Annotated in this window: 17 protein-coding genes and 1 pseudogene; 12 read left to right on the plus strand and 6 right to left on the minus strand. The window is 66.8% G+C overall.

Annotated elements, in window-relative coordinates; genetic code table 11:
* Positions 1-137 precede the first annotated feature (137 nt).
* From ACTJI2_RS15840 to ACTJI2_RS15850, 3 genes are read left to right on the plus strand one after another with little or no spacing between them, the layout of a single operon-like run.
* A complete protein-coding gene (locus ACTJI2_RS15840; RefSeq protein ID WP_440842680.1) occupies positions 138-1,661 on the plus strand; it encodes an alpha/beta fold hydrolase in 1,524 nt (507 codons plus the stop codon).
* Between the two features lie 52 nt (positions 1,662-1,713).
* Positions 1,714-2,460 carry an ABC transporter ATP-binding protein gene (locus ACTJI2_RS15845; RefSeq protein ID WP_141454960.1) on the plus strand — a complete coding sequence of 249 codons (747 nt, stop codon included), beginning with the start codon at positions 1,714-1,716 and terminating at the stop codon, positions 2,458-2,460.
* Positions 2,457-3,638 carry an ABC transporter permease gene (locus ACTJI2_RS15850; RefSeq protein ID WP_440842681.1) on the plus strand — a complete coding sequence of 394 codons (1,182 nt, stop codon included), beginning with the start codon at positions 2,457-2,459 and terminating at the stop codon, positions 3,636-3,638. Before ACTJI2_RS15845 ends, ACTJI2_RS15850 begins: the two co-directional genes overlap by 4 nt.
* 71 nt (positions 3,639-3,709) lie before the next feature.
* On the opposite strand, the gene ACTJI2_RS15855 is transcribed toward ACTJI2_RS15850, so the two are convergent.
* The 6 genes from ACTJI2_RS15855 to rpmH all read right to left on the minus strand — a co-directional run bounded on the left by ACTJI2_RS15855 (position 3,710) and on the right by rpmH (position 11,320).
* Complete coding sequence (locus tag ACTJI2_RS15855) at positions 3,710-4,729, minus strand: energy transducer TonB (protein WP_440842682.1); 1,020 nt, start codon at positions 4,727-4,729, stop codon at positions 3,710-3,712.
* 89 nt (positions 4,730-4,818) lie between these two features.
* Positions 4,819-6,168 (minus strand): tRNA uridine-5-carboxymethylaminomethyl(34) synthesis GTPase MnmE, encoded by a 1,350-nt coding sequence (mnmE, locus tag ACTJI2_RS15860; RefSeq protein WP_440842683.1) that lies wholly within the window; start codon positions 6,166-6,168, stop codon positions 4,819-4,821.
* The gene (locus ACTJI2_RS15865; protein ID WP_440842684.1) at positions 6,165-8,834 is read right to left on the minus strand and encodes a polysaccharide deacetylase family protein; all 2,670 of its coding nucleotides are present in this window, start codon (positions 8,832-8,834) and stop codon (positions 6,165-6,167) included. The genes mnmE and ACTJI2_RS15865 overlap by 4 nt, the downstream gene beginning before the upstream one ends.
* A gap of 99 nt (positions 8,835-8,933) precedes the next feature.
* On the minus strand, positions 8,934-10,652 hold the full coding sequence (gene yidC, locus ACTJI2_RS15870) for a membrane protein insertase YidC (RefSeq protein WP_440842685.1): 1,719 nt from the start codon (positions 10,650-10,652) through the stop codon (positions 8,934-8,936).
* A gap of 13 nt (positions 10,653-10,665) precedes the next feature.
* The gene (gene rnpA, locus ACTJI2_RS15875) at positions 10,666-11,091 is read right to left on the minus strand and encodes a ribonuclease P protein component (protein ID WP_203322056.1); all 426 of its coding nucleotides are present in this window, start codon (positions 11,089-11,091) and stop codon (positions 10,666-10,668) included.
* 88 nt (positions 11,092-11,179) lie between these two features.
* Entirely contained in the window at positions 11,180-11,320 is a 141-nt protein-coding gene (gene rpmH, locus ACTJI2_RS15880) for a 50S ribosomal protein L34 (protein WP_097123437.1), read from the minus strand.
* A gap of 286 nt (positions 11,321-11,606) precedes the next feature.
* Between rpmH and dnaA the strand changes: the two are divergent.
* The 9 genes and pseudogenes from dnaA (at position 11,607) to exbB (ending at position 22,913) form a co-directional block, all read left to right on the plus strand.
* Positions 11,607-12,925: pseudogene (gene dnaA, locus ACTJI2_RS15885) on the plus strand (chromosomal replication initiator protein DnaA).
* A 230-nt stretch (positions 12,926-13,155) separates the two neighbouring features.
* Complete coding sequence (gene dnaN, locus ACTJI2_RS15890; RefSeq protein WP_141454943.1) at positions 13,156-14,256, plus strand: DNA polymerase III subunit beta; 1,101 nt, start codon at positions 13,156-13,158, stop codon at positions 14,254-14,256.
* A 299-nt stretch (positions 14,257-14,555) separates the two neighbouring features.
* On the plus strand, positions 14,556-15,641 hold the full coding sequence (gene recF, locus ACTJI2_RS15895; protein WP_440842686.1) for a DNA replication/repair protein RecF: 1,086 nt from the start codon (positions 14,556-14,558) through the stop codon (positions 15,639-15,641).
* A gap of 126 nt (positions 15,642-15,767) precedes the next feature.
* Positions 15,768-18,206 carry a DNA topoisomerase (ATP-hydrolyzing) subunit B gene (gene gyrB, locus ACTJI2_RS15900; protein ID WP_440842687.1) on the plus strand — a complete coding sequence of 813 codons (2,439 nt, stop codon included), beginning with the start codon at positions 15,768-15,770 and terminating at the stop codon, positions 18,204-18,206.
* A 4-nt stretch (positions 18,207-18,210) separates the two neighbouring features.
* On the plus strand, positions 18,211-19,020 hold the full coding sequence (locus ACTJI2_RS15905; protein WP_440842688.1) for a lysostaphin resistance A-like protein: 810 nt from the start codon (positions 18,211-18,213) through the stop codon (positions 19,018-19,020).
* Positions 19,021-19,096: 76 nt separating this feature from the next.
* Entirely contained in the window at positions 19,097-19,903 is an 807-nt protein-coding gene (locus ACTJI2_RS15910; protein WP_203322053.1) for a M48 family metallopeptidase, read from the plus strand.
* 134 nt (positions 19,904-20,037) lie between these two features.
* A complete protein-coding gene (locus ACTJI2_RS15915) occupies positions 20,038-21,231 on the plus strand; it encodes a tetratricopeptide repeat protein (protein WP_440842689.1) in 1,194 nt (397 codons plus the stop codon).
* Between the two features lie 163 nt (positions 21,232-21,394).
* Entirely contained in the window at positions 21,395-22,069 is a 675-nt protein-coding gene (locus ACTJI2_RS15920; protein ID WP_183639854.1) for an energy transducer TonB, read from the plus strand.
* Positions 22,070-22,151: 82 nt separating this feature from the next.
* Complete coding sequence (gene exbB, locus ACTJI2_RS15925; protein WP_141454935.1) at positions 22,152-22,913, plus strand: TonB-system energizer ExbB; 762 nt, start codon at positions 22,152-22,154, stop codon at positions 22,911-22,913.
* The last annotated feature ends 14 nt before the right edge of the window (positions 22,914-22,927 follow it).

Below are 22,927 nucleotides of genomic sequence, written 5' to 3' on the forward strand. Positions count from 1 at the left end.
CTCCTACCGCCGGTCGGTGATTCCGATGGTTTGGGATGCCTACGGGTGGTCGGAAAAAAGCCACCGCACTTTGGTCACATCCGTCGGTTGGCGTCGTCATGGCATCCTGAAACGCATCGCAACCAGGACGAACGCCCATGCGACACCACCGCAAGACCCTGCTGGCCTGCGCCAGCCTGCTCGCGCTCACCCTCGCGCTCACCGCCTGCAGCAACGCCCCCGCGCCGGACAAGGCGGCCACCGGCCGCCACTATGGCCGCGTCACTTTCCAGCCTTGCACCCTGGCCGAGGCCGGGACCGGCGGGAACGTCGAGGCGCAATGCGCGACCTTCGAGGTGCCGGAGAACCGGCAGGCGCCGCAGGGCCGCAAGATCGCCCTCAACCTCGCCTGGCTGCCGGCCACCGATGAAGGCGCGGCCCTCGAGGATCCAGTGTTCTTCCTGGCCGGTGGTCCCGGCCAGGCCGCGACCGAGCATGCGGTCCTGGTCGACGCAGCCCTGCGCGAGGTCCGCAAGCAGCGCCACGTGGTGCTGGTGGACCAGCGCGGCACCGGCCGCTCCAATCCGCTGGAATGCGATGGCCCCGAGGACGGGCCGTCGGTCGCCGACATGGATTCGCTGGATGAGGCCGCCTTGCAGGCCATATCACGCAAGTGCGTGGACGCGCTGTCCAAGCACGCCGATTTGCGCTTCTACACCACCACCGAGGCCATCCGTGACCTGGACGCCGTGCGCGCCGCGATCGGCGCCGCGCAGATCAACCTGATCGGCGTGTCCTACGGCACCCGCGTCGCCCAGCAGTATGCCGGCACCTATCCGCAGCACACCCGCGCGATCGTGCTGGACGGCGTGGCGCCGAACGCGCTGGTGGTCGGCGGCGAGTTCGCCCGCCGTTTCGATGACGCGCTGGCGCTGCAGTCCAAGGCCTGCGCCGCCGATGCCGCCTGTCGCGCGCGCTATCCGACCGACCTGCGCACCCGCCTGCTGGCGCTCAAGCAGCGCCTGTCCGCCGCGCCGGTGGAGGTGACTTACCGGGATCCGTCCAACGGACAGGAGAAGCGGGACAAGCTGTCCGCCTCGACGGTGACGGGCCTGACCCACGCGTTCTCCTACATGCCGGCCACCACTTCGCTGCTGCCGCTGGTGCTGGACGAAGCCGACCAGGGCCGCTACGGCCCGCTGATGTCGCTGGCCAAGTTCATGGACGGACAGGTGTCCGGCCAGATGGCGCGCGGCATGCAGCTGTCGGTGATCTGCGCCGAGGACGCCGATCGCTATCGGCCGGATCCGGCCGACGCCGATACGGTGATGGGCGACGACCTGGCCCGGCTGTTCTTCAGTCCCTGCGCGGTGTGGCCGAAGGGCGAACGCCCGGCCGGCTTCAACCAGCCGCTGGTGTCGAAGGTGCCGGCGCTGCTGATGTCCGGTGAGCAGGATCCGGTCACCCCGCCCAGCTACGGCGACGCCGTGCTCAAGGGGCTGTCCAACGGCCGCCACCTGGTCCTGCGCGGCCAGGGCCACAACGTGATCGGCCAGGGCTGCATGCCCAAGCTGGTCAGCCAGTTCATCGAATCGACGGATGCCAAGGCGCTGGACGCCAAGTGCCTGGACGCGATCGACGGCACGCCCGCCTTCACCAGCTTCAACGGATGGGAGCCGTGATGGACCTTCGCATCCCCTTCCCATCCGCAGCAGCGATTCCAGGAGACATTCGATGATCGTGGCACAGGATCTGCACAAGAGCTTCAAGACCAAGACCGGCCTGGTCAACGCGGTGGACGCGGTCAGTTTCCAGGCGCGCGACGGCGAGATCACCGGCCTGCTCGGCCCCAACGGCGCCGGCAAGACCACCACCATGCGCATGCTGTACACCCTGATGTCGCCGGATCGCGGCAGCGTGCTGGTCGACGGCATCGACGCCGCCCGCGACCCGGTCGCGGTGCGCCGCGCGCTGGGCGTGCTGCCGGATGCGCGCGGCGTCTACAAGCGCCTGACCGCGCGCGAGAACATCGCCTATTTCGGCGAGCTGCACGGCCTGTCGCGCGAGGTCATCGCCGAGCGCACCCGCAAGCTGTCGCAGGCGCTGGACATGGACGACATCCTGGATCGGCAGACCGAAGGATTCTCGCAGGGCCAGCGCACCAAGACCGCGATTGCGCGGGCGCTGGTGCACGACCCGAAGAACGTCATCCTCGACGAACCGACCAACGGCCTGGACGTGATGACCACGCGCGCCATGCGCGGCTTCCTGCGCCAGCTGCGCGAGGAGGGCCGCTGCGTGATCTTCTCCAGCCACATCATGCAGGAGGTCGCCGCGCTGTGTGATCGCATCGTGGTCATCGCCAAGGGGCGCGTGGTCGCCGCCGGCACCGCCGACGAACTGCGCCAGCAGGTCGGCGAGGACAACCTGGAAGACGCCTTCGTCAAAGTGATCGGGTCCGAGGAGGGACTGCACGCATGAGCCTGTTCGGTACCGTCATCACTGTGATGCGCAAGGAGCTCAAGGACCTGTCGCGGGATCGCCGCACGCTCGCCCTGGCCCTGTTCCTCGGCCCGCTGCTGTACCCGGCACTGATGCTGGGCATGGGTTCGCTGGCCGAGAAGCGCGCCCGCACCCAGATCGACAAGGAACTCGACATTCCCGTGGTCGGCAAGGAGAACGCGCCCAACCTGGTGGCCTTCCTCGCCAGCTACGGCCTGAAGGCAGTGGACCCGCCGAAGGATCTGGCCGCGGCGATCCGCAACCAGGACATCGACGTCGCCCTGCGCATCAGCCCCGACTACGCCCGGGACTGGCGCGCCGGCAAGCCGGCGCTGGTGGAAATCATCAAGGACAGCACCCGTCGCGATGCCGAGATTCCCAGCCGACGGCTGGAAACCACGCTGGCGATCTACAGCCAGCAGGCGGGCGCGCTGCGGCTGATGGCGCGGGGGCTGGATGCCTCGGTCGCCAAGCCGGTGAACATCGGCGCGCAGGATCTGGCCACGCCGGAAGCCAAGCGTGGCGTGCTGCTGTCGGTGCTTCTGCCCTACCTGCTGATCCTGACCTCGTTCATCGGCGGCGCCTACCTGATCCTGGACGCCACCGCCGGCGAACGCGAACGGCAGTCGCTGGAACCCTTGCTTGCCACGCCGGCTTCGCGCGGCGCGGTGGTCAGCGGCAAGATCGCCGCGGCCTGCGTGATCGGCATGGGCACGCTGGTGCTGACCTTGCTGGCGTTCCGTTTCAGCGCGCAGATTTCCTCCGGCGTCGGCCGCCAGTTGAACGTGTCGTTCCCGGCGATGGCGCAGATGCTGCTGGTGCTGCTGCCGATGCTGTTCATCGGCACGTCGCTGCTGACCTGGCTGGCCGCCAGCGCCAAGAGCATGAAGGAAGCGCAGAGCCACATGACCTGGTTGCTGCTGTTGCCGATGGTGCCGACCTTCGCGCTGATGGCCAGCCCGGTGAAGAGCCAGCTGTGGCAATTTGCGGTGCCGTTCCTCGCGCAGAACCAGCTGATCCTCAAGGTCATCCGCAACGAGGCCATCACCCCGCAGATCTGGGGCGTCTACCTGGCCAGCGCGTTCGCCCTGGCGGCGCTGCTGTGGTTCGCCGCGGTGCGCCGCTACCACCAGGAGCGATTGGCGATCTCGGGCTGACGGGAACGCGATGCCGGAATGAAAAAGGGGGCGGAAATTCCGCCCCCACTTTTGCTGCCCGGTGTTCCGGTTCAACCGCCCGGATTGAACCCGATGGTGCGGCGGGTGGTGACCGGCTCGCTGACCGGCTGGAACTTCCAGCGCTTGGCCGCGTTGACCGCTTCGCGATCGAATACACGGGCCGGAGTGGCGCGCACGACCCGCGCGGAGGTGACCGAACCATCGGTGCCCACCGTGAATTCCACCAGCACCTCGCCGGCGGTACCGGCGCGCAGGGCTTCCGGCGGATAGCGCGGCGCCGGCGTGCTGATCGGACGCAACTGGTTGCTGCCGCTGGAAGTCGCCGCGGTGCTGGCTGGCGCCGACGCGGGTGCGGACGGTGTCTGCGCCGCCGCGCGGGCGGCGGCCTCGCGCTGTTCGGCCTCGCGCCGCGCCGCGGCCTGGCGTTCGGCTTCCTGGCGGGCGGCTTCCTGCTGCTGGGCCAGCTGTTGCGCGGCGGCGGCCTCGGTCGCGCGTTGCTGTTCGGCCTGCTGCGCCAGTCGCTGCTGGTCCTTCAACCTCGCCTCTTCCGCGGCCTTGGTCTTGGCCTCGCTGTCCTGCGCGCGCTGGGCGACCGCTTCCTGCGCCGCGGTGATGCTCTGCTTCAGGCGCGGCAGTGCCGGCGCCTTTGGATCGGCCTTCTCGATGATCGCCGACAGGCGTTGCGCCTCGGTGAACTCCTCGCGCGCGATGCTCTGCTCGGCGGCGATCAGCGTGTAGGGCATCAGGTCGGTCAAGGCGCTGGTCACGCCCGGATCGTTGGGCAGCTTGTCGCGCAGGGCCAGGTAGTACTCCATGGCGTTGTTGCCGCCGGGCGCGTAGATGCGGTTCTCGCGCAACGCGTTGGTGGCGGCGTCGCGGAGCTGGTCCACGTTCATGGCCTGGACTTCCGCTGAAACCGCCGGCGGCGGCGGCGCGGCCTGTCCCGCGGCGGCGGCCTGGCCGGCGGCGGGAGCCGTGGCCGGTTCGTCCTTGGAGCATGCGGCGATGGCCAGTACCAGCAATAGCGGTACCGCCAAGCGCGACTTGGCGTAGTGCGTCTTCGACAGCATCGGTTGTTCCCCCGGAAACACGAAAGTGAATCAATGGATCCCGCGTGCCCAGCACACGGGATCACGCCCCGTCTGTCAATCTTGTCACCTTATTTGCCGATGCAGAAGGTCGAGAAGATGTATCCCAGCATCTCGTCGGCGGAAATCTTGCCGGTAATCTCCCCCAGCGCATCGTGCGCCAACCGCAGTTCCTCGGCGGCCAGCTCCAGCATTTCGTGATTCAGTTCACTATTTGCCTGTTCAGCATGCCCGGACGCGCGGCGCAGGGCATCGACGTGGCGGGCCCGGGCGGAGAACTCCCCTTCGCTGCCCTCGCCCGCTCCCTGCCCGGCCAGTTCCCGCAGGCGCGCATGCAGGGCCGGCAAACCCTGGCCGGTCGCGGCTGAAACCGTCACGACCTCCGCATCGGGATCCTCCGGCACCGTCGGCAGCAAGTCGACCTTGTTGTGGATCCACAACCTGCGCGGCACGTCGGCAACCACGTCGGCCACCGCCGCCGCGCCGGCCTGCACGTCGCGGGCATCGACCACGATCAGGGCCAGGTCCGCGCGCTGCAATTCGGCGCGAGCGCGGCGCATGCCTTCGCGTTCGATTGCGTCGCCGCCCTCGCGCAGGCCGGCGGTGTCGACCAGATGCAATTCCAGTCCATCCAGGCGGATGGTTTCGTGCAGGGTGTCGCGGGTGGTGCCGGCGACATCGGTGACGATGGCGCGATCACTGCCGGCCAGCGCGTTCAGCAGCGAGCTCTTGCCGGCGTTGGGCGGGCCGACGATGACCGTATGCAGGCCGTCGCGCAGTTTGCGCCCGCGTTCGGCGTCGGCCAGCAGTTGCCGCAGTTCGGCCTGCGCCTGCTGCAACCCGGCCCGGACCTCGCCGCCGCCGAGCGTTTCAATCGACTCGTCGGCGAAATCGATCGCCGCCTCGACATGCACGCGCAACCGCAGCAAGCTCGCGGCGATGTCATCCACCCGGCGCGAGAACACACCGTCCAGCGAACGCCGCGCGGCTCGCGCGGCGCGGGTGTCGGACGCGGCGACCAGATCGGCCACCGCTTCGGCCTGGGCAAGATCCAGCTTGTCGTTGTGGAAGGCGCGTTCGCTGAACTCGCCGGGACGGGCACGTCGGGCCCCCAGCGCGCAGGCGCGATCGACCAGTGCCTGCAAGACCACCGGACTGCCGTGCGCCTGCAGTTCGGCCACGTCCTCGCCGGTGAAACTCGCCGGACCCGGGAACGCCAGCGCGATGCCGTCGTCCAGGATGCCGCCTTCGCCGTCATCGAAACGCACGTGGTGGGCACGCCGCGCATGCAGCGCGCGTCCGCACATCGCCGCCGCGATGGCCAGCGCGCGCGGTCCGGACAGGCGCACGATGCCCACGCCGCCCGCACCGGGCGCGGTGGCGACGGCGGCGATGGTGTCGGAAGCCGGCGCGGGATTCATTGCAGTTGCCTCAACTGTTCGCGCGCCGCGTCGGCGGAGGCGCCGGCCGGTTGCAGTTCCAGATAGGTCTGATACGCCTTCTTCGCCTTGGCGACATCGCCGAGGTGACGATAGGCATCGCCGAGATTGAGGTAGGCAACCGCACGAGAAGGGTCGATGCGCAGGGTGTTCTCCAACCAGCGCGCCGCCTGCGCGTACTTGCCCTGCTTGTAGTAGACGAAGCCCAGGTTGTTGGCGGCCAGGGCGAAATCCGGCCGCAGCTTCAGTGCTTCGGCGAAGGCTTCCTCGGCCTCGGCGTAACGCTTTTCCTTGTACAGCCGCAGGCCGCGATCGTTGGCGCGCTGCGCCTGCTGGCGATCGGACATCCGGCCGGCCGCCGCCGGCAGCGCGACCTGGCGCGCGTCACCCTGCAGATCCCGGATGGTCACCTGGCCCGCTCCCGCTTCGGGTGTGGACGCCTCGACCTTGCCGTTGAGGGCGATTGCCTCGGTCGACAACTGCTGGGTACCCGCGGTCAGGAATTCGTCGCCGGCCGGCACCTCGAACACGAACTCGCCGCCCTGCGATCCCGGCAGCGATCCGAACGCCGGCGTCTGCGGCGAAATGCTCGACACCGCGGGTGCGACGTACGCCGCCAGCTCGGTGCCGGTGATCAGGCCATCGCCATTGAGATCGCCCTTGCCCGACAGCGCCTGCAGCAGCACCCAGGTGAACACCGAATGGCCGTTGGGCCCGCTGTCGGCGACCTGCTGATCGGCGCCGCCGGCGGTCAGCATCTGCCGCGCGATCCGGCGCGCGTTCTCGCGCAGGTAGGCGCTGGTGCCATTGCCGCCGCGGGTCAGGCCCAGGCCGCTGTAGCAGGCGTCCATCACGAACATCACGTGCTTGGCCTCCAGGCTCTCGGCTATGTTCTGGATGTCGGTCATGGCGATGGCGTCGTTGGCGAACTGCGCCGGATCCGAATCAACCGGAATGATGTAGCCCAGCTCGCGTCCCGATGCCAGCCGGCGGGTGGCGCCATGGCCGGCGAAGAACACGAACACGCGATCGTTCTTGCCCAGCCCGCCGTGGCCGAGGCGATCGTGGAAGGCCGCCAGGATATTGTTGCGCGTGGCTTCCTTGTCCTTGAGCACGATCACCTGCGAGGACGGGAATCCGAACTGGCCGGTCAGGGTATCGGCGATGGCCTGGGCATCGTTGCCGGCGTAACGCAACTTCGGCCAGCGCAGGTAGTCGTCGATGCCGATGACGATCGCCCAGGAACGCGCATAGCCGGTGGTGACCGCGGCCTCCTGGCTGCGCGCGGCGCGGGCGACGCTGAAGTCGCGTCCGTTCCAGGCGGCGAACTGGTAGCCCTCGGCGGACAGGCGATCCAGGATCTGCGGCAACGCCTTGACCGTGCGTTCGTGGATGTCATGGAACAGCAGGATGCCGCGTTGTTCCTTGTGGACCTGGTCGAGCACACGCTGGACGATCGATTCGGGCACCGGGTCGGCCCAGTCCAGCGAATCGATGTTCCACATCACCGAACGCAGTTTCGCTTCGCCGAGCACGCGCATGCCTTCGGCATTGCGCGCGCCATAGGGAAAACGGAACAGCGGCGCGCGTCGGGCATCGATATCGCGCAGCAGCGTGTCGGTGTCGAGGATCTGGCTGCGCAAAGCGTCGCCGGTCTGCTTGGAGAGCTGCGCATGGGTCAGGCTGTGATTGCCGACCGTGTAGCCCTGCGCGATCAGATCGCGGGTGACCCCGGCCAGCGGCCCGAGCGCGGCCTGGCCCTTGTCGTCGAGCTTGCCGAGGTTGCGGCCGACCTGGAAGAACGTGGCGGGCACGTCGTAGCGCTTGAGGATGGCGACGATTTCGTCGGTGTAGGCGCGATGTGGACCGTCGTCGAAGCTCAGCACCACGGTCCTGGCGGGCAGGTCGCGGCCGAACACCTCGCGATCGCCATCGGCCATCGACATCGGATAGGGCGCGATGACGCCATGTTCGCGCAGCAGGGCATCACGGTCGTAGCGTTTGCGCAGGCCGGCGACGTAGTCGTCCCACTTCTCGCGCTTGAGTTCGATGGCCCGGGTGGCATCGAAGCGGCTGAAGATGCGGGTGATCTCGCGGTTGTAGTTGCGCTCGATTTCCTCCAGCGCTTCCAGATCCTCGCCGATGCGCTGATGCAGCTTGATTGCCGGCAACGAGGAATCCTTGCCGACCAGTGCCTGCAGGTCCCGCAGGATTTCACGAAAGGCCAGGCGATCCGCGTCGTACAGATCCGGTGCGGATTCGATGTAGTCCAGGTAGCCGCCGATGGCAGCGAAACGTTCCGGCTCGGGCCGGGCCAGCAGCGCGGCGAACAGGCCTTGCAGGCGCTCGGCGCGCTCCAGGTTTTCGTGGAACAGGCTCTGGCCTATCGCGCTGGCGCTCGCGCGTGCGCTCGCCGGCAGGGACGCTTCGTCGTCGAGCAGGACGATGATCCGGCGATGGTTTTCCAGTTGCGCCTTGAGCTCGGCGTCGATCGCGCGGGTATCCACCGCGCTGGCCGCATCCGCCCGCACCGCGGTTTGCGCATTCCCGGCGCCGCCGGTCGAAGCGCCGTCGCCCTTGCCGCACGCCACCAGCGCGAAGCCGGCGAACAGCACCAGCAACAGGACGGGGAAACGACGGAATGGCATCACGGCAGGATCCGTGGGAACGGAGGGAAGGTGGCCGCGCATGTTACCGCGGCAAAGAAAAACCCGCCTTGCAGCGGGTTTTTCTCGAAGCGGCGCGGCTTACTTCTTGGCGGTGGCCGTCGCGGTGGCCGGTTCGCCGTGCCGCTTGGTCATCCACCACTGCTGGAGCAGGCCCAGCGCGCCGTTGGTGACCCAGTACAGGACCAGACCGGACGGGAAGAAGGCCATCATGACGCCGAACACCAGCGGCATGAACTGCATCATCTTCTGCTGCATCGGATCCATGCCCGGCGCCGGCGTCAGCTTCTGGGTCAGCCACATCACCAGCATGTTGAGAATCGGCAGGATGAAGTACGGATCCTGCGCGGTCAGGTCCTGGATCCAGGCGAACCACGGCGCCTGGCGCAGTTCCACCGATTCCACCAGCACCCAGTACAGCGACAGGAAGATCGGCATCTGCACGAGGATCGGCAGGCAGCCGCCCATCGGGTTGATCTTCTCCTTCTTGTACAGCTCCATCATGGCGACCTGGAACTTCTGCTTGTCGTCGCCGTAGCGTTCCTTCAGCTGCTGGATGCGCGGCTGGAACTTGCGCATCTTGGCGAAGCTCTTGTACTGCGCCGCCGACAGCGGATACAGCGCCAGTTTCACCAGCACCACCAGGCCGATGATCGACCAGCCCCAGTTGCCCAGCAGCGCATGCAGGTGCGCCAGGATCCAGAACAGGCCCTGGCCGATCAGATCGAAGATCTGGAACTGGCTGTAGTCGACCGCGCGGTGCAGGCCCGGCACGTTCTCGGCCTTGATCTTGTTGACCAGTTTCGGGCCCACCCACAGCCGCGCGCTGGTGGCCACGGTCTGGCCCGGCGCGACGTTCAGCGGATCGGCCATGTCGCGGATCAGCGGACGCGGGCCGGTGGCGTACTTGGGCTCGTCCAGCGAGATGGTGGTGTGATCGGCCGCCTGCGGAATCCAGGCGGTGAAGAAGTGGTGCTGGAGCATCGCGATCCAGCCACCGGTGCCGCGCCAATCGACGCGGCCATCGGCCACGTAGTCCTCGTCGAACTTGCGCCGCTGGTAGCTGCCGTCGTACCAGGTCGCGCCGCTGAAGCTGAAGGATTCCGGGTTGGTCATGCCGCGCTTGACCAGCGGCGGGTTGCGGGTCAGCTGGCGATAGATCGCACCTTGCCACGGCGTGCTGCCACCGTTGACCACTTCGTCGCGCACGGTCAGCGCGTATTCGCCGCGCTTGAGCGTGTAGACGCGGCGGATGGTCACGCCGTCCGGACCGCGCCAGATGAAGGGCGCGGAAATTTCATTGCCACCCGCCGCCAGCGCGAAGGCGGTGCCGGCTTCCGGCACGAAACCCTTCTCGTGATTCGGCGCGGCGCGCGTTCCACCGGCGGGCACCCAGCCGCTCTCGGCGACGTAGTAGTGCGCCGGATCCTGGTTGAACAGCTTCACCGCCGGGCTGCCGGGGCGCTTGTCCTGCGGGTAGTGCAGCAGTTCGGCTTCCAGCACGCTGCCGCCATCCAGGGTCAGTTTCAGCACATCGCTGCTGACGGTCACGCGCTGGCCGGCCGAGGGCGCGGCGGCGGCGACGGCCGGGGCCTCGACCGCGGCCGGCGCCTGCGGGACCGTACTGCCGGGTTGCGCGGCGGGCGCCGAGGTGGGCACGGTGCTACCGGACTGCGTCGCGGCGGCGGCCGCCACGGTGGGCGCGGCGACGGCGGGCGCATTGAACTTGCCCCACTCCATCCACAACAGGATCGCCACCATCAGCCAGGCGAAAATCAGGAAAACACGGGTCTGGTTCATCGGACAGGCAATCTCAACCGGCGTCGGGTTCCGGTGTCGTGGAGGGAGAAGAGGGGGAATTCAAGGCCGCCGGCATTGTGCCTACCGTCGCTGGCGGCGGCAATGCGCCGGCGCGGGTCAGCACGCGCAGGAAGGTCGCGCGCAGCTGCGCGTTGCTGGCGGCGGCGGCCGGCGGTCGCGCAACCACGACATAATCGCCGCCGGGCAGCTGCGAACGCAGGCTGCGGAACTGTTCGCGCAGCTGGCGCTTGATCCGGTTGCGGCCCACCGCGCGGCGATCGACCTTGCGGGAAACGGCCATGCCCAGCCGGGCCGGCTGCTCGCCGGCCAGCCAGTGCAGGCTCAGCAACGGATCCGAAGTACGGCGTGACTGCTCGAACACGCGCGCATACTCCGCGCCCGTGCGGACCCGGGCGTGGCGTGGAAATGCTGCGCTCATGACAGCAAGAAGCCCGCACCGTTCAGTGCGGGCTCCTGGCAAGGGCATCGCATGATTGATGTCTCGGCCGCGAATTGCGGCAAAGCCATCAGGCGGTCAGGCGCTTGCGGCCCTTGGCGCGGCGACGCGACAGGATCTTGCGGCCGTCGGCGGTCTTCATGCGGGCACGGAAACCGTGGTCGCGCTTGCGCTTGAGATTGCTGGGTTGGTAAGTGCGCTTGGTGGCCATGGGGCCCTCGTGCGGGTTTGCGGATGGAAAGAACCGGAAATTCTATAGGTATCCGCCGGTTACGGTCAACACCGGCGAAGAAGATCGAAATGGGCCGCGCAAGGCCCCGCGCCGGAAGGGATCGCCGCCGGTCCATTCATCCACATCTTATGCACAGGAACCATTGGCGCGGCCGGATGGCGGTGGTAGTCTGGCCGACCCCTTCTTTACAGGCTCCCGTCCGCGCAATCGCGTGGCGCGGACGCCGTGTTTTCCACACCTTATCAAGAACGAGTTGTTTCACGCGATGGATGCCTGGCCCCGCTGCCTTGAACGCCTGGAAGCCGAATTTCCGGCAGAGGATGTACACACCTGGTTGAAGCCGCTGCAGGCCGAACAGCGCAGCGATGCGGTGGTCCTGTACGCGCCGAACGCCTTCATCGTGGAACAGGTGCGCGAGCGTTACCTGGACCGGATCCGGGAGCTGCTGGACTATTTCGCCGGCCACGCCGAGGTTTCGCTGGAGATCGGCTCGCGCGCCCGCGCGCCGGAACCGGCCAGGCCGGCCGCCCCCGGCCAGGGAATGCCGGCCGTGGCCGCGGCCGAGCCCTATGCCGGCAACCTGGATACCCATTACACCTTCGACAATTTCGTCGAAGGCCGCAGCAACCAGCTGGGCCGCGCCGCGGCCTGGCAGGCAGCGCAGAAGCCGGGTGACCGCGCCCACAACCCGTTGCTGCTGTACGGCGGCACCGGCCTGGGCAAGACCCACCTGATGTTCGCCGCCGGCAATGAGATGCGTCGGCAGAACCCGAACGCGCGCGTGCTCTACCTGCGTTCGGAGCAGTTCTTCAGTGCGATGACCAAGGCGCTGATCGAGAAATCGATGGATCAGTTCAAGCGCCGCTTCCAGCAGGTCGACGCGCTGTTGATTGACGACATCCAGTTCTTCGCCGGCAAGGACCGCACCCAGGAAGAGTTCTTCCACACCTTCAACGCGCTGTTCGACAGCCGCCAGCAGATCATCCTGACCTGCGATCGCTATCCGCGCGAAGTGGAAGGGCTCGAGCCGCGACTGAAATCGCGCCTGGCCTGGGGCCTGTCGGTGGCCATCGAACCGCCGGATTTCGAGACCCGCGCGGCGATCGTGCTGGCCAAGGCGCGCGATCGCGGCGCCGAGATTCCCGACGAGGTCGCGTTCCTGCTGGCCAAGAAGATGCGCAGCAACGTGCGCGATCTGGAAGGTGCGCTCAACACCCTGGCCGCGCGCGCCAACTTCACCGGACGCGCGATCACGCCGGAATTCGCCCAGGAAACCCTGCGCGATCTGCTGCGCGCGCAGCAGCAGGCGATCAGCATTCCCAACATCCAGAAAACGGTCGCCGACTACTACGGACTGCAGATCAAGGATTTGCTGTCCAAGCGCCGCACCCGCTCGCTGNCCAGGTCGCGATGGCGCTGGCCAAGGAACTCACCGAACACAGCCTGCCGGAAATCGGCGACGCGTTCGCCGGCCGCGACCACACCACCGTCCTGCATGCCTGCCGCCAGATCCGAAGCCTGATGGAGACCGATGGCAAACTCCGCGAGGATTGGGATAAGTTGATCCGTAAACTCAGTGAGTAAGCGGCCTGCTCCCTTGTGGACAAACTGTGGCTGGAATTTCCGCCGAAATTTATCCACAGGTTTCAGTGCCCTTCCCGAGGGGCTTGTCCACGGGGTTGGATCTGTCGGAAAATCGTTGTGATTCAAATGTTTGTGATGGTTCCCCACTGAAATCGGCGAAACCATCACCACCAGTTTTTAAGATCTTTCCTTCTTTTTAGAAGCACAAGGCACAAGGGGCACCCACCGACATGCGTTTCAGCCTTCAGCGCGAAGCATTCCTCAAGCCGTTGGCCCAGGTGGTCAATGTGGTCGAACGGCGGCAGACCCTGCCGGTCCTGGCGAACTTCCTGGTGCAGGTGCAGAACGGGCAGCTGTCGCTGACCGGCACCGATCTGGAAGTGGAAATGATTGCGCGCAGCGCGGTCGAGGACGCGCAGGACGGCGAAACCACGATCCCCGCGCGCAAGCTGTTTGAAATCGTCCGGGCCCTGCCCGATGGCAGCAAGGTCACCGTCAGCCAATCGGCAGACAAGGTCACCGTGCAAGCCGGGCGCAGCCGTTTCACCCTCGCCACCCTGCCCGCCAACGACTTCCCGTCGGTGGATGAAGTCGAGGCGACCGAACGCGTGGACGTGCCAGAGGCGACCCTGAAGGAACTGATCGAGCGCACCGCGTTCGCGATGGCCCAGCAGGACGTGCGCTATTACCTCAACGGACTGCTGTTCGATCTGGCCGACCGTACCCTGCGCTGCGTGGCCACCGACGGCCATCGCCTGGCCCTGTGCGAAGCGCAACTGGAAGGCTCGCCGCTGTCCAAGCGCCAGATCATCGTGCCGCGCAAGGGCGTGACCGAGCTGCAGCGCCTGCTGGAAGGCGGTGATCGGGCGCTGGAACTGGAAGTCGGTCGCAGCCACATCCGGGTCAAGCGTGACGATGTCACCTTCACGTCCAAGCTGATCGATGGCCGTTTTCCGGACTATGCCGCGGTGATTCCGATTGGCGCGGATCGCGAGGTTCTGCTGGATCGCGAAGTCCTGCGCGCGGCGCTGCAACGCGCGGCGATCCTGTCCAACGAAAAGTACCGCGGCGTGCGGGTGGAAGTTTCGCCCGGCCAGCTGAAGATCAGCGCGCACAACCCGGAACAGGAAGAAGCCCAGGAAGAAATCGAGGCCGACACTAAGGTGGACGGACTGGCCATCGGCTTCAACGTCAACTATCTGCTGGATGCGCTCAGCGCCCTGCGCGACGAGCAGGTCGTCATCCAGCTGCGTGACGCCAACTCCTCCGCCCTGGTGCGTGAGGCCAGCAGCGAGAAGTCCCGCCACGTGGTCATGCCGTTGCGCCTCTGACATCTGGTTTCACGTGGAACACGAACAACGCCCGGCTTGATGCCGGGCGTTTTCGTTGGGGAGTCCCGTCGACGTTCCCAAGGTGCCCAGGGCACTACGGTGTTGATTCCCGGATTCTTCGGGACACGCATGTCTGGCCCTGATGTGATGGCTGCCCGTTGCGCCTCCGCTCCCGGAATCGGTGGCGCCGGATCCCGGTAAGATCCCTGCATGCCCTCCCGCACCTTTCCGCCAACACCGGCGGCTTCCCGCGTTTCGTTCCCTGTTTCCAGCCCCCGCCAGGCCGGAGCGGTGTCCCTATGCATGTGACCCGATTGACGGTGGCAGGGCTGCGTCGGTTCGAGCAGGCCAGCCTGCAGCCGGGCCCGGGCCTGAACCTGGTGATCGGGGAAAACGGTGCGGGCAAGACCAGCCTGCTGGAGGCGTTGCACGTGATGGCCTATGGCCGGAGCTTTCGCGGCCGGGTCCGGGACGGGCTGGTACGGACGGGAAGCGAGGCGGTCGAGATTTTCGTGGAGTGGGAGGAAGCGATGGCCATCCGGCCGCGCCGCGCCGGCCTGCGCCACAGCGGCCAGGCCTGGACGGGGCGGTTGGATGGTGAGACGGTCAGTCAGCTGGGCGAGCTTTGCGCGGCTTTGGCCGTGGTGAGCTTCGAACCTGGCAGCCATGCCCTGGTCACCGGGGGCGGGGAGCCCCGCCGGCGCTTCGTCGATTGGGGCCTGTTCCACGTGGAACAGGACTTCCTGGGACTATGGCGCCGCTATGCCCGCGCCCTGAAGCAGCGCAATGCGCTGCTCAAATCCGGAATCGGCGGTGCCCAGCTGGACGCCTGGGACCATGAGCTGGCCGAATCCGGTGAACCGCTGACCCAGCGGCGACTCGGATATCTGGAGCAGCTGCAACCTCGCCTGAGCCGGATGGCGGCTGAATTGGTCCCCGGGCTGGGCCGGGCCACCCTGGAGTTCCAGCCCGGCTGGCGCCGTCACGAACTGTCCCTGGCCGATGCCCTCTTGCTGGCGCGGGACCGGGACCGCGCGGCCGGCCATACCTCGGTGGGGCCGCATCGCGCCGACTGGCGGGTGGACTACGCCGCCTGCCCCGCCAGGGAAGCGCTTTCGCGCGGCCAGGCCAAGCTCACCGCGCTGGCCTGCCTGCTCACCCAAGCCGAGGACTACGCCGCCCGGCGCGGCGAGTGGCCGGTGATCGCCTTGGATGACCTGGCTTCCGAACTGGACCGCGGGCACCAACGCCGCGTGCTGGAACGCCTGCTGGGCAGTGGTGCCCAGGTCTTCATCACTGGCACCGAGCCTCCGGCCGCATTGGAGGAAATGGGTGTCAGCCCAACCCGGTTCCACGTGGAACACGGCCGGCTGTCCCCCGTCTAACGCCGCCACGCGGCGGGGCCGGGTTCGCCCGGGATGCTATAATTTCGCTTCGTATCCCTATAGCTGCGTGCCTGCCCGGCGTTCCCCGGTCCGGCACCAGCGGCTATGCAGCCGACCACGAAGCGAATGACCGACGAAACGATTCCTGCACCGAACGGCAATTACGACTCCAGCAAAATCACCGTCCTTCGGGGCCTGGAAGCGGTCCGCAAGCGGCCCGGCATGTACATCGGCGACGTGCACGACGGTACCGGCCTGCACCACATGGTGTTCGAAGTCGTCGACAACTCGATCGACGAAGCCTTGGCGGGCCATGCCGATGACGTGATCGTGAAGATCCACGAGGACGGCTCGGTTTCGGTGTCCGACAACGGCCGCGGCATTCCGGTCGACATCCACAAGGAAGAAGGCGTTTCGGCGGCCGAAGTCATCATGACCGTGCTGCATGCCGGCGGTAAGTTCGACGACAACAGTTACAAGGTTTCCGGCGGCCTGCACGGCGTCGGCGTGTCGGTGGTCAACGCCCTGTCGAACAAGCTCACCCTCGATATCTGGCGCGATGGCTTCCACCACGAGCAGGAATACAAGCTCGGCGAGCCGGTGTATCCGCTGAGGCAGCTGGAAGCCTCGAGCAAGCGCGGCACCCTGACCCGGTTCTGGCCGTCGGCGGAAATCTTCACCGACGTCGAATTCCACTACGACATCCTGGCCCGCCGCCTGCGCGAACTGTCGTTCCTCAATTCGGGCGTGAAGATCACCCTGATCGACGAGCGTGGCGAAGGCCGCCAGGACGTGTTCCAGTACGAAGGCGGCATCCGCAGCTTCGTCGAGCATCTGGCCCAGCTGAAGACCCCGCTGCACCAGAACGTCATCTCGGTGACCGGCGAAACCAACGGCATCACCGTGGACGTCGCCCTGCAGTGGACTGACGCCTACCAGGAAACGATGTTCTGCTTCACCAACAACATCCCGCAGAAGGACGGCGGCACCCACCTTGCGGGTTTCCGCGCGGCGCTGACCCGCACCCTCAGCAACTACATCGAACAGAACGGCATCGCCAAGCAGGCCAAGGTCAACCTGTCCGGCGACGACATGCGCGAAGGCATGATCGCGGTGCTGTCGGTGAAGGTGCCGGATCCCAGCTTCTCCTCGCAGACCAAGGAAAAACTGGTCAGTTCCGACGTGAAGCCGGCCGTTGAGGCCGCGTTCGGTGCACGTTTGGAGGAGTTCCTGCAGGAACACCCGAACGAGGCCCGCGCCATCGCGGAAAAGGTCGTCGACGCCGCCCGCGCCCGCGAAGCCGCGCGCAAGGCCCGCGAACTCACCCGCCGCAAGGGCGCGCTGGACATCGCCGGCCTGCCCGGCAAGCTGGCCGACTGCCAGGAGAAGGATCCGGCGCTGTCGGAACTGTTCATCGTCGAGGGTGACTCGGCAGGCGGCTCCGCCAAGCAGGGCCGCAACCGCAAGAACCAGGCGGTGCTGCCGCTGCGCGGCAAGATCCTCAACGTGGAACGCGCGCGCTTCGATCGGATGCTGTCCTCGGCCGAAGTGGGCACGCTGATCACCGCGCTGGGCACCGGCATCGGCAAGGACGAATACAACCCGGACAAGCTGCGCTACCACCGCATCATCATCATGACCGACGCCGACGTGGACGGATCCCACATCCGCACGCTGCTGCTGACGTTCTTCTACCGGCAGATGCCGGAACTGATCGAGCGCGGCCACGTCTACATCGGCCTGCCGCCGCTGTACAAGCTCAAGCAGGGCAAGCAGGAGCTGTACCTGAAGGACGACGCGGCACTGAACGTCTATCTCGCCAACAGCGCGGTGGAAGGCGCTTCGCTGATCCCGGCCGACGGCGAACCGCCGATCGCCGGCGAAGCGCTGGAGAAGCTGCTGCTCGCCTACGCCAACGCGCGCGAAGCGATTGCGCGCAATGCGCACCGCTTCGATTCGCAGCTGCTCGAAGCGCTGATCGACGCACCGGCGCTGGATGCCGCTTTCGCCGAGCGCAACCAGGACCAGCGCGCCGATCTCGACGCGCTGGAAGCCAAGCTCAACCGGGGCCGCCTGGGCAGTCCGCGCTATTCGCTGCACCTGCAGTCGGCCAACGAACAGCGTCCGGCCGCGTTGCTGTCCACCCGCCGGCACATGGGCGAGGAACTGACCCAGGTGCTGCCGCTGTCGGTATTCGAAACCGGCGAACTGCGCGCGCTGCGCGAATCGGCGGATCTGCTGCATGGCCTGGTCCGCGAAGGCGCGACCATCGTGCGCGGCAACAAGACCCAGGCGATCGAAGGTTTCGCCCAGGCGCAGGCCTGGCTGCTGGAGGAAGCGAAGAAGGGCCGCAGCATCCAGCGCTTCAAGGGTCTCGGTGAAATGAACCCCGAGCAGTTGTGGGATACCACGGTCAATCCGGATACCCGCCGCCTGCTGCAGGTGCGCATCGAGGACGTGGTGGCCGCCGACCAGATCTTCAGCACGTTGATGGGTGACGTGGTGGAGCCGCGCCGCGACTTCATCGAAGCCAACGCGCTGAAGGTCGCCAACCTCGACGTCTGATCCGATGCCGGACGCGCCGGAAACAGGGCTGTCTTCGCCGCCTCCATTGCGGCCGCTGCGTTCGGCCCTTGCCGGCTTCTGCGCCGACACCGCGCTGGCGCTCGTCATCACCGTCGTGCTGATGCTGGGCGCCGGCGTTTTCTGGGGCGTCGCGCGCGCCATCCAGTTGGCTGCCGCGGGCGCCGAGCAAGCCGAAATCACGGCCGCGCTCGAAAGGCCCGACGCGGTCGTGCAGATCCTGATCGCGCTGTTCTCGATGGGCAGCGCCGCCTTGCTGCTGTACTTCTGGCGGCGTCCCGCCAGCGCGCAGGAACGCCGGCATTCGCAATGGGCGGTGCGTCGGACCGGCACCTGGGTCGCGGTGGTCGGCGTGGCGGTGCTGACGTTCCTGTCCAGCAGCCTGGCGAGCTGGCTGGGCGAACGGATGGGGGTGCCGCCGAATCCCAGCAACCTGGCGCCGATCCAGGACCTCTCCCAACACCATCCCTATTTCATGATGGCGTTCGCGGTGCTGCTGGCGCCGCTGTACGAGGAACTGCTGTTCCGGCGCGTGCTGTTCGGTGGCATGTGGCAGGCCGGATATCCGGTGCTGGGCATGATCCTCAGCGGCTGCGCCTTCGCGCTCGCGCACGAGGCGCCCGGACTCAACGGCAACGGCGCGGCGGCCACGGCACTGCTGCTGGTCGTTTACGCCGGCATGGGCGTGGCCTTCGCCTGGCTGTATCGGCGCACGGGCACGCTCTGGGCGCCCATCGCCGCCCATGCGCTGAACAACGCCCTGGCCCTGGGGGCCATGCAGCTGGCCGGTGGCTGACCGCCGCGCCCGGTTGACGGAATGTTAAGACGGCCTTGCCGACACTAAACGCGGTTCCGCACTGGAGTGCACTGCCATGAAACCCTGGTTGCTCGCCGCCGCCGTCGCGACTTTGCTGGTCGCCTGCGCCACCACCACCTCGCCCACCGGCCGCACCCAGGTGGTGGGCGGCATTTCGCAGCAGCAGCTGGACCAGCTGGGCGCCCAGGCCTTCGCCGAGACCAAGGCCAAGGAACCCGCCAACCGCGACGCGAAACAGAACGCCTACGTCACCTGCGTGGTCAACGCGCTGGTGCGCCAGCTGCCGCCCGCGCAGCGCTCGGTCGCGTGGGAAACGGCGGTATTCGTCGACAAGGAACCCAATGCCTTCGCCCTGCCGGGCGGCAAGGTCGGGGTGAACACCGGCATCTTCACGGTCGCCAGGAACCAGGACCAGCTCGCCGCGGTGCTGGGGCATGAAATCGGCCATGTCATCAGTCGCCACCACGAGGAGCGCATCACGCGCCAGATGGGCACCCAGACGGGCCTGAGCATCCTTGGCGCGCTGGCCGGCGCCAAATACGGCCAGACCGGCATGGACGCGGTCAGCCAGTTCGGCAGCCTGGGCGCGCAGGGCCTGATCCTGCTGCCCAATTCCCGCACCCAGGAAAGCGAGGCGGACGTGGTCGGCCAGCGGCTGATGGCCCAGGCCGGCTTCGACCCCCGCCAGGCGGTCAATCTGTGGGAAAACATGATGGCCGCAGGCGGCGGAAGGCCGCCGCAGTGGCTGTCCACCCACCCGGACCCGACCAACCGCATCCGCGAACTCCAGCGCGATGCCCCGGCGCTGGTCCCCACCTACGAAGCTGCCCGCAAGGCCGGAAACATCCCCCGCTGCGGCTGAGAACGCCAGGGTATTGCTGCCCTGCAGCAACAAAAACCTTACCTGTTTCACCGAAGTTTCTGATAGCTTTTCCGGCCCCGGAAGGATCCGACCGCCCCCGATAGACTTCTGCCGTCCGCTTTGAGGTGACCCCCATGCTGCATCGCAAGTCCAGACACGCCCTGCTTTCCTTCGCCATCATCGGCCTGCTGGGCGCAGGGGTTGCCGCCGATGCCGTTGCCCAGATGAACCGCGATGACAGCAGTTCGATGCGCCGGCAGAAGAAGGAAAAGGTCGAGATCAGGTATCCCGAGGCGACCCGCCAGGAGCCGAAGGAAAAGGCGTCGGCCAAGATGCAGAACCAGCTCAACAAGCTGTTCAAGGCCTACGAGAAGGAAAACAACGAAGACGAGACGATGACGCTCGTCAACGAGATCATCGCCAGCGACAAGGCCAACGCCTACGACAAGTCGGTCGCCGCGCAGATCGGTGCGCAGGCCGCCTACGGCAAGGATGATTCCAAGCTGGCCAAGGACTACGCGAACAAGGTCCTGGAGTTCAACGGCCTGGACAACAACAACCACTACCAGACGATGTTCTTCCTGGCCCAGCTGCAGATGCAGGACGACCAGTTCAACGAAGCGCTGGCGACGATGGACAAGTTCTTCGCCGAGACCAAGTCGCAGAAGCCCGAGGAACTGGTGGTCAAGGGCAACATCCTGTATCGCGCCGAGCGCTACGCCGACGCGATTCCGTTCCTGAAGCAGGCTGTGGAAGGCTCGCCGGAACCGAAGAACGAATGGCTGCAGATCCTGATGGCCAGCTATGCCGAAGCCGGCCAGAACGACGCCGCCGTCAAGCTCGCCGAACAGCTGGCCGCCAAGAGCCCGACCGACAAGAAGGCGCAGATGAACCTGGCCTCGGTCTACCTGCAGGCCGACAAGACCGACCAGGCCGCCGGCGTGCTGGAGAAGCTGCGCGCTTCCGGCCAGCTCACCGACGATCGCGAGTATCGCCAGCTGTACAGCATGTACGCGAACATGGACGGCCGCGAAAAGGACGTCATCGCCGTCATCAACGAAGGCCTGCAGAAAGGCGTCCTGAAGGACGACTATCAGACCCAGTTGGCGCTGGCCCAGTCGTACTACTACTCCGAGCAGATCCCGCAGGCCATCGAGGCCTGGAAGAAGGCCGCGCCGCAGTCGCCCAACGGCGAAACCTACCTGAACCTGGCGCGCGTGCTGTGGCAGGAAAACCGGATCCCGGAGGCCAAGCAGGCCGCCAAGTCCGCACTGGACAAGGGTCTGAAGAAGCCCGAGGACGCCAAGAAAATCCTGGCCCTGCCCTAACGGGAAACCAATAAACCGACGGCCAGAAACATCGAAAAAACGATGGTTTTGGCACCACGGAATGGTATAAGCTGAGAGTTCCCCCTGCCAAAAGTCAGGTGGGGGGAAACCAATACGACGCGGACGTTGCGGCGTCCCGCACCAACCTTGAGTTCATTGGCGCATGGCTGAACAACTGGTCATCAATAGGTATCGGGAAGAGGAAGAGGACAAGAGCCTCAACTGGCCCCGGATCATCGGCATTGCCTTCGTGATCGCGTTGCACGCGGCCGCGCTGCTGCTGCTCCTCATTCCGGCTGTGGCTCCGCCGGCGGAAAAGGAAGAAACGCAACGTACCTCCGTGGTGATCGTTGACGCACCGCCTCCCCCGCCGCCGCCGCCGCCGCCGCCGCCCAAGCAGGACACGCCTCCGCCGCCGGTCAAGAACCTGGCGCCGCCGAAGCAGACTCCGCTGCCACCGCCGCCGGAAGCGCCGCCGGTCGAAGTGTCCGAGCCGCGTCCGACCGACGTCTACCAGCCGCCGGCTCCCCCGGCGCCGCCGGCTCCGGTCGCCGACATCGGCGCCAGCGTGGACATCTCGTCCAAGAACATGAACCCGCCGCGCTACCCGCCGTCGGCCGCCCGCGCCGGCATCGAAGGCACGGTCATCCTGATCATCGACGTGGACGCCAGTGGCAACGTCACCAACGTCTCCGTCGAGAAGTCCAGCCGCAACCGCGACCTGGACCGCGCGGCGATGGAAGCCGCCCGCAAGTGGCGCTTCAATCCGTCCGTCGTCAACGGCCAGAAGGCCGCCGGCCGCGTCCGCGTCCCGGTCGACTTCAAGATGGGCGGCTGATCGGCCGCCCCTCGCGAGTTACTCCATCCGTTTCGTCACCCGCAACACCCTCAATCAACACTCTTAAATAAAGGTAAGCGTCATGCTGCAGGAAACCATCATCGCCGCCGCAGCCGGGGGCAACAACGCCGCGAGTGCCCTCACCAACATGGGCTTCGAGCACCTGATCACCGAAATGGTGCAAAAGCCCGGCGAGTACGCCGTCTCCTGGGCAGTGCTGCTCATCCTGGTCGCGATGTCGGCCATGTCCTGGTACTGGACCGTCATCAACTCGCTCAAGAGCGTGCGCCTGAAGGGCCAGGCCGACCGCGTCGTCAGCACCTTCTGGGAAACCCCGAACGCGCAGGACGCCATCCGCCTGATGGAAGAACAGCCGAAGAACGAGCCGTTCTCCAAGATTGCCCTGGACGCAGCCCAGGCCGCCGCCCACCACCAGCGCGCCGAAGGTTCCAGCGCCGGTCTGGGTGAAGCCCTGAGCCGTTCCGAGTTCGTCGACCGCGCCCTGCGCCAGGCCGTCACCCGCGAGAGCGCCAAGCTCCAGAGCGGCATGACCCTGCTCGCCACCGTCGGTGCGACCGCCCCGTTCGTGGGTCTGCTGGGTACGGTGTGGGGCATCTACGGCGCCCTGATCCGCATCGGCGCCACCGGCCAGGCTTCGATCGACGCCGTTGCCGGCCCGGTGGGTGAAGCGCTGATCATGACCGCCATCGGTCTGTTCGTCGCCATCCCGGCCGTGTTCGCCTACAACTTCTTCAGCAAGACGAACAGCTCGACCATCTCCAAGTTCGATACGTTCGCCCACGATCTGCACGACTTCTTCGCCACCGGCTCGCGCGTCCGCTAAGGCCCAGGCAACAG

Origin of the sequence: Pseudoxanthomonas sp. 22568 (assembly GCF_052044485.1) — a bacterium.
Classification (GTDB): Bacteria; Pseudomonadota; Gammaproteobacteria; order Xanthomonadales; family Xanthomonadaceae; genus Pseudoxanthomonas_A; species Pseudoxanthomonas_A beigongshangi.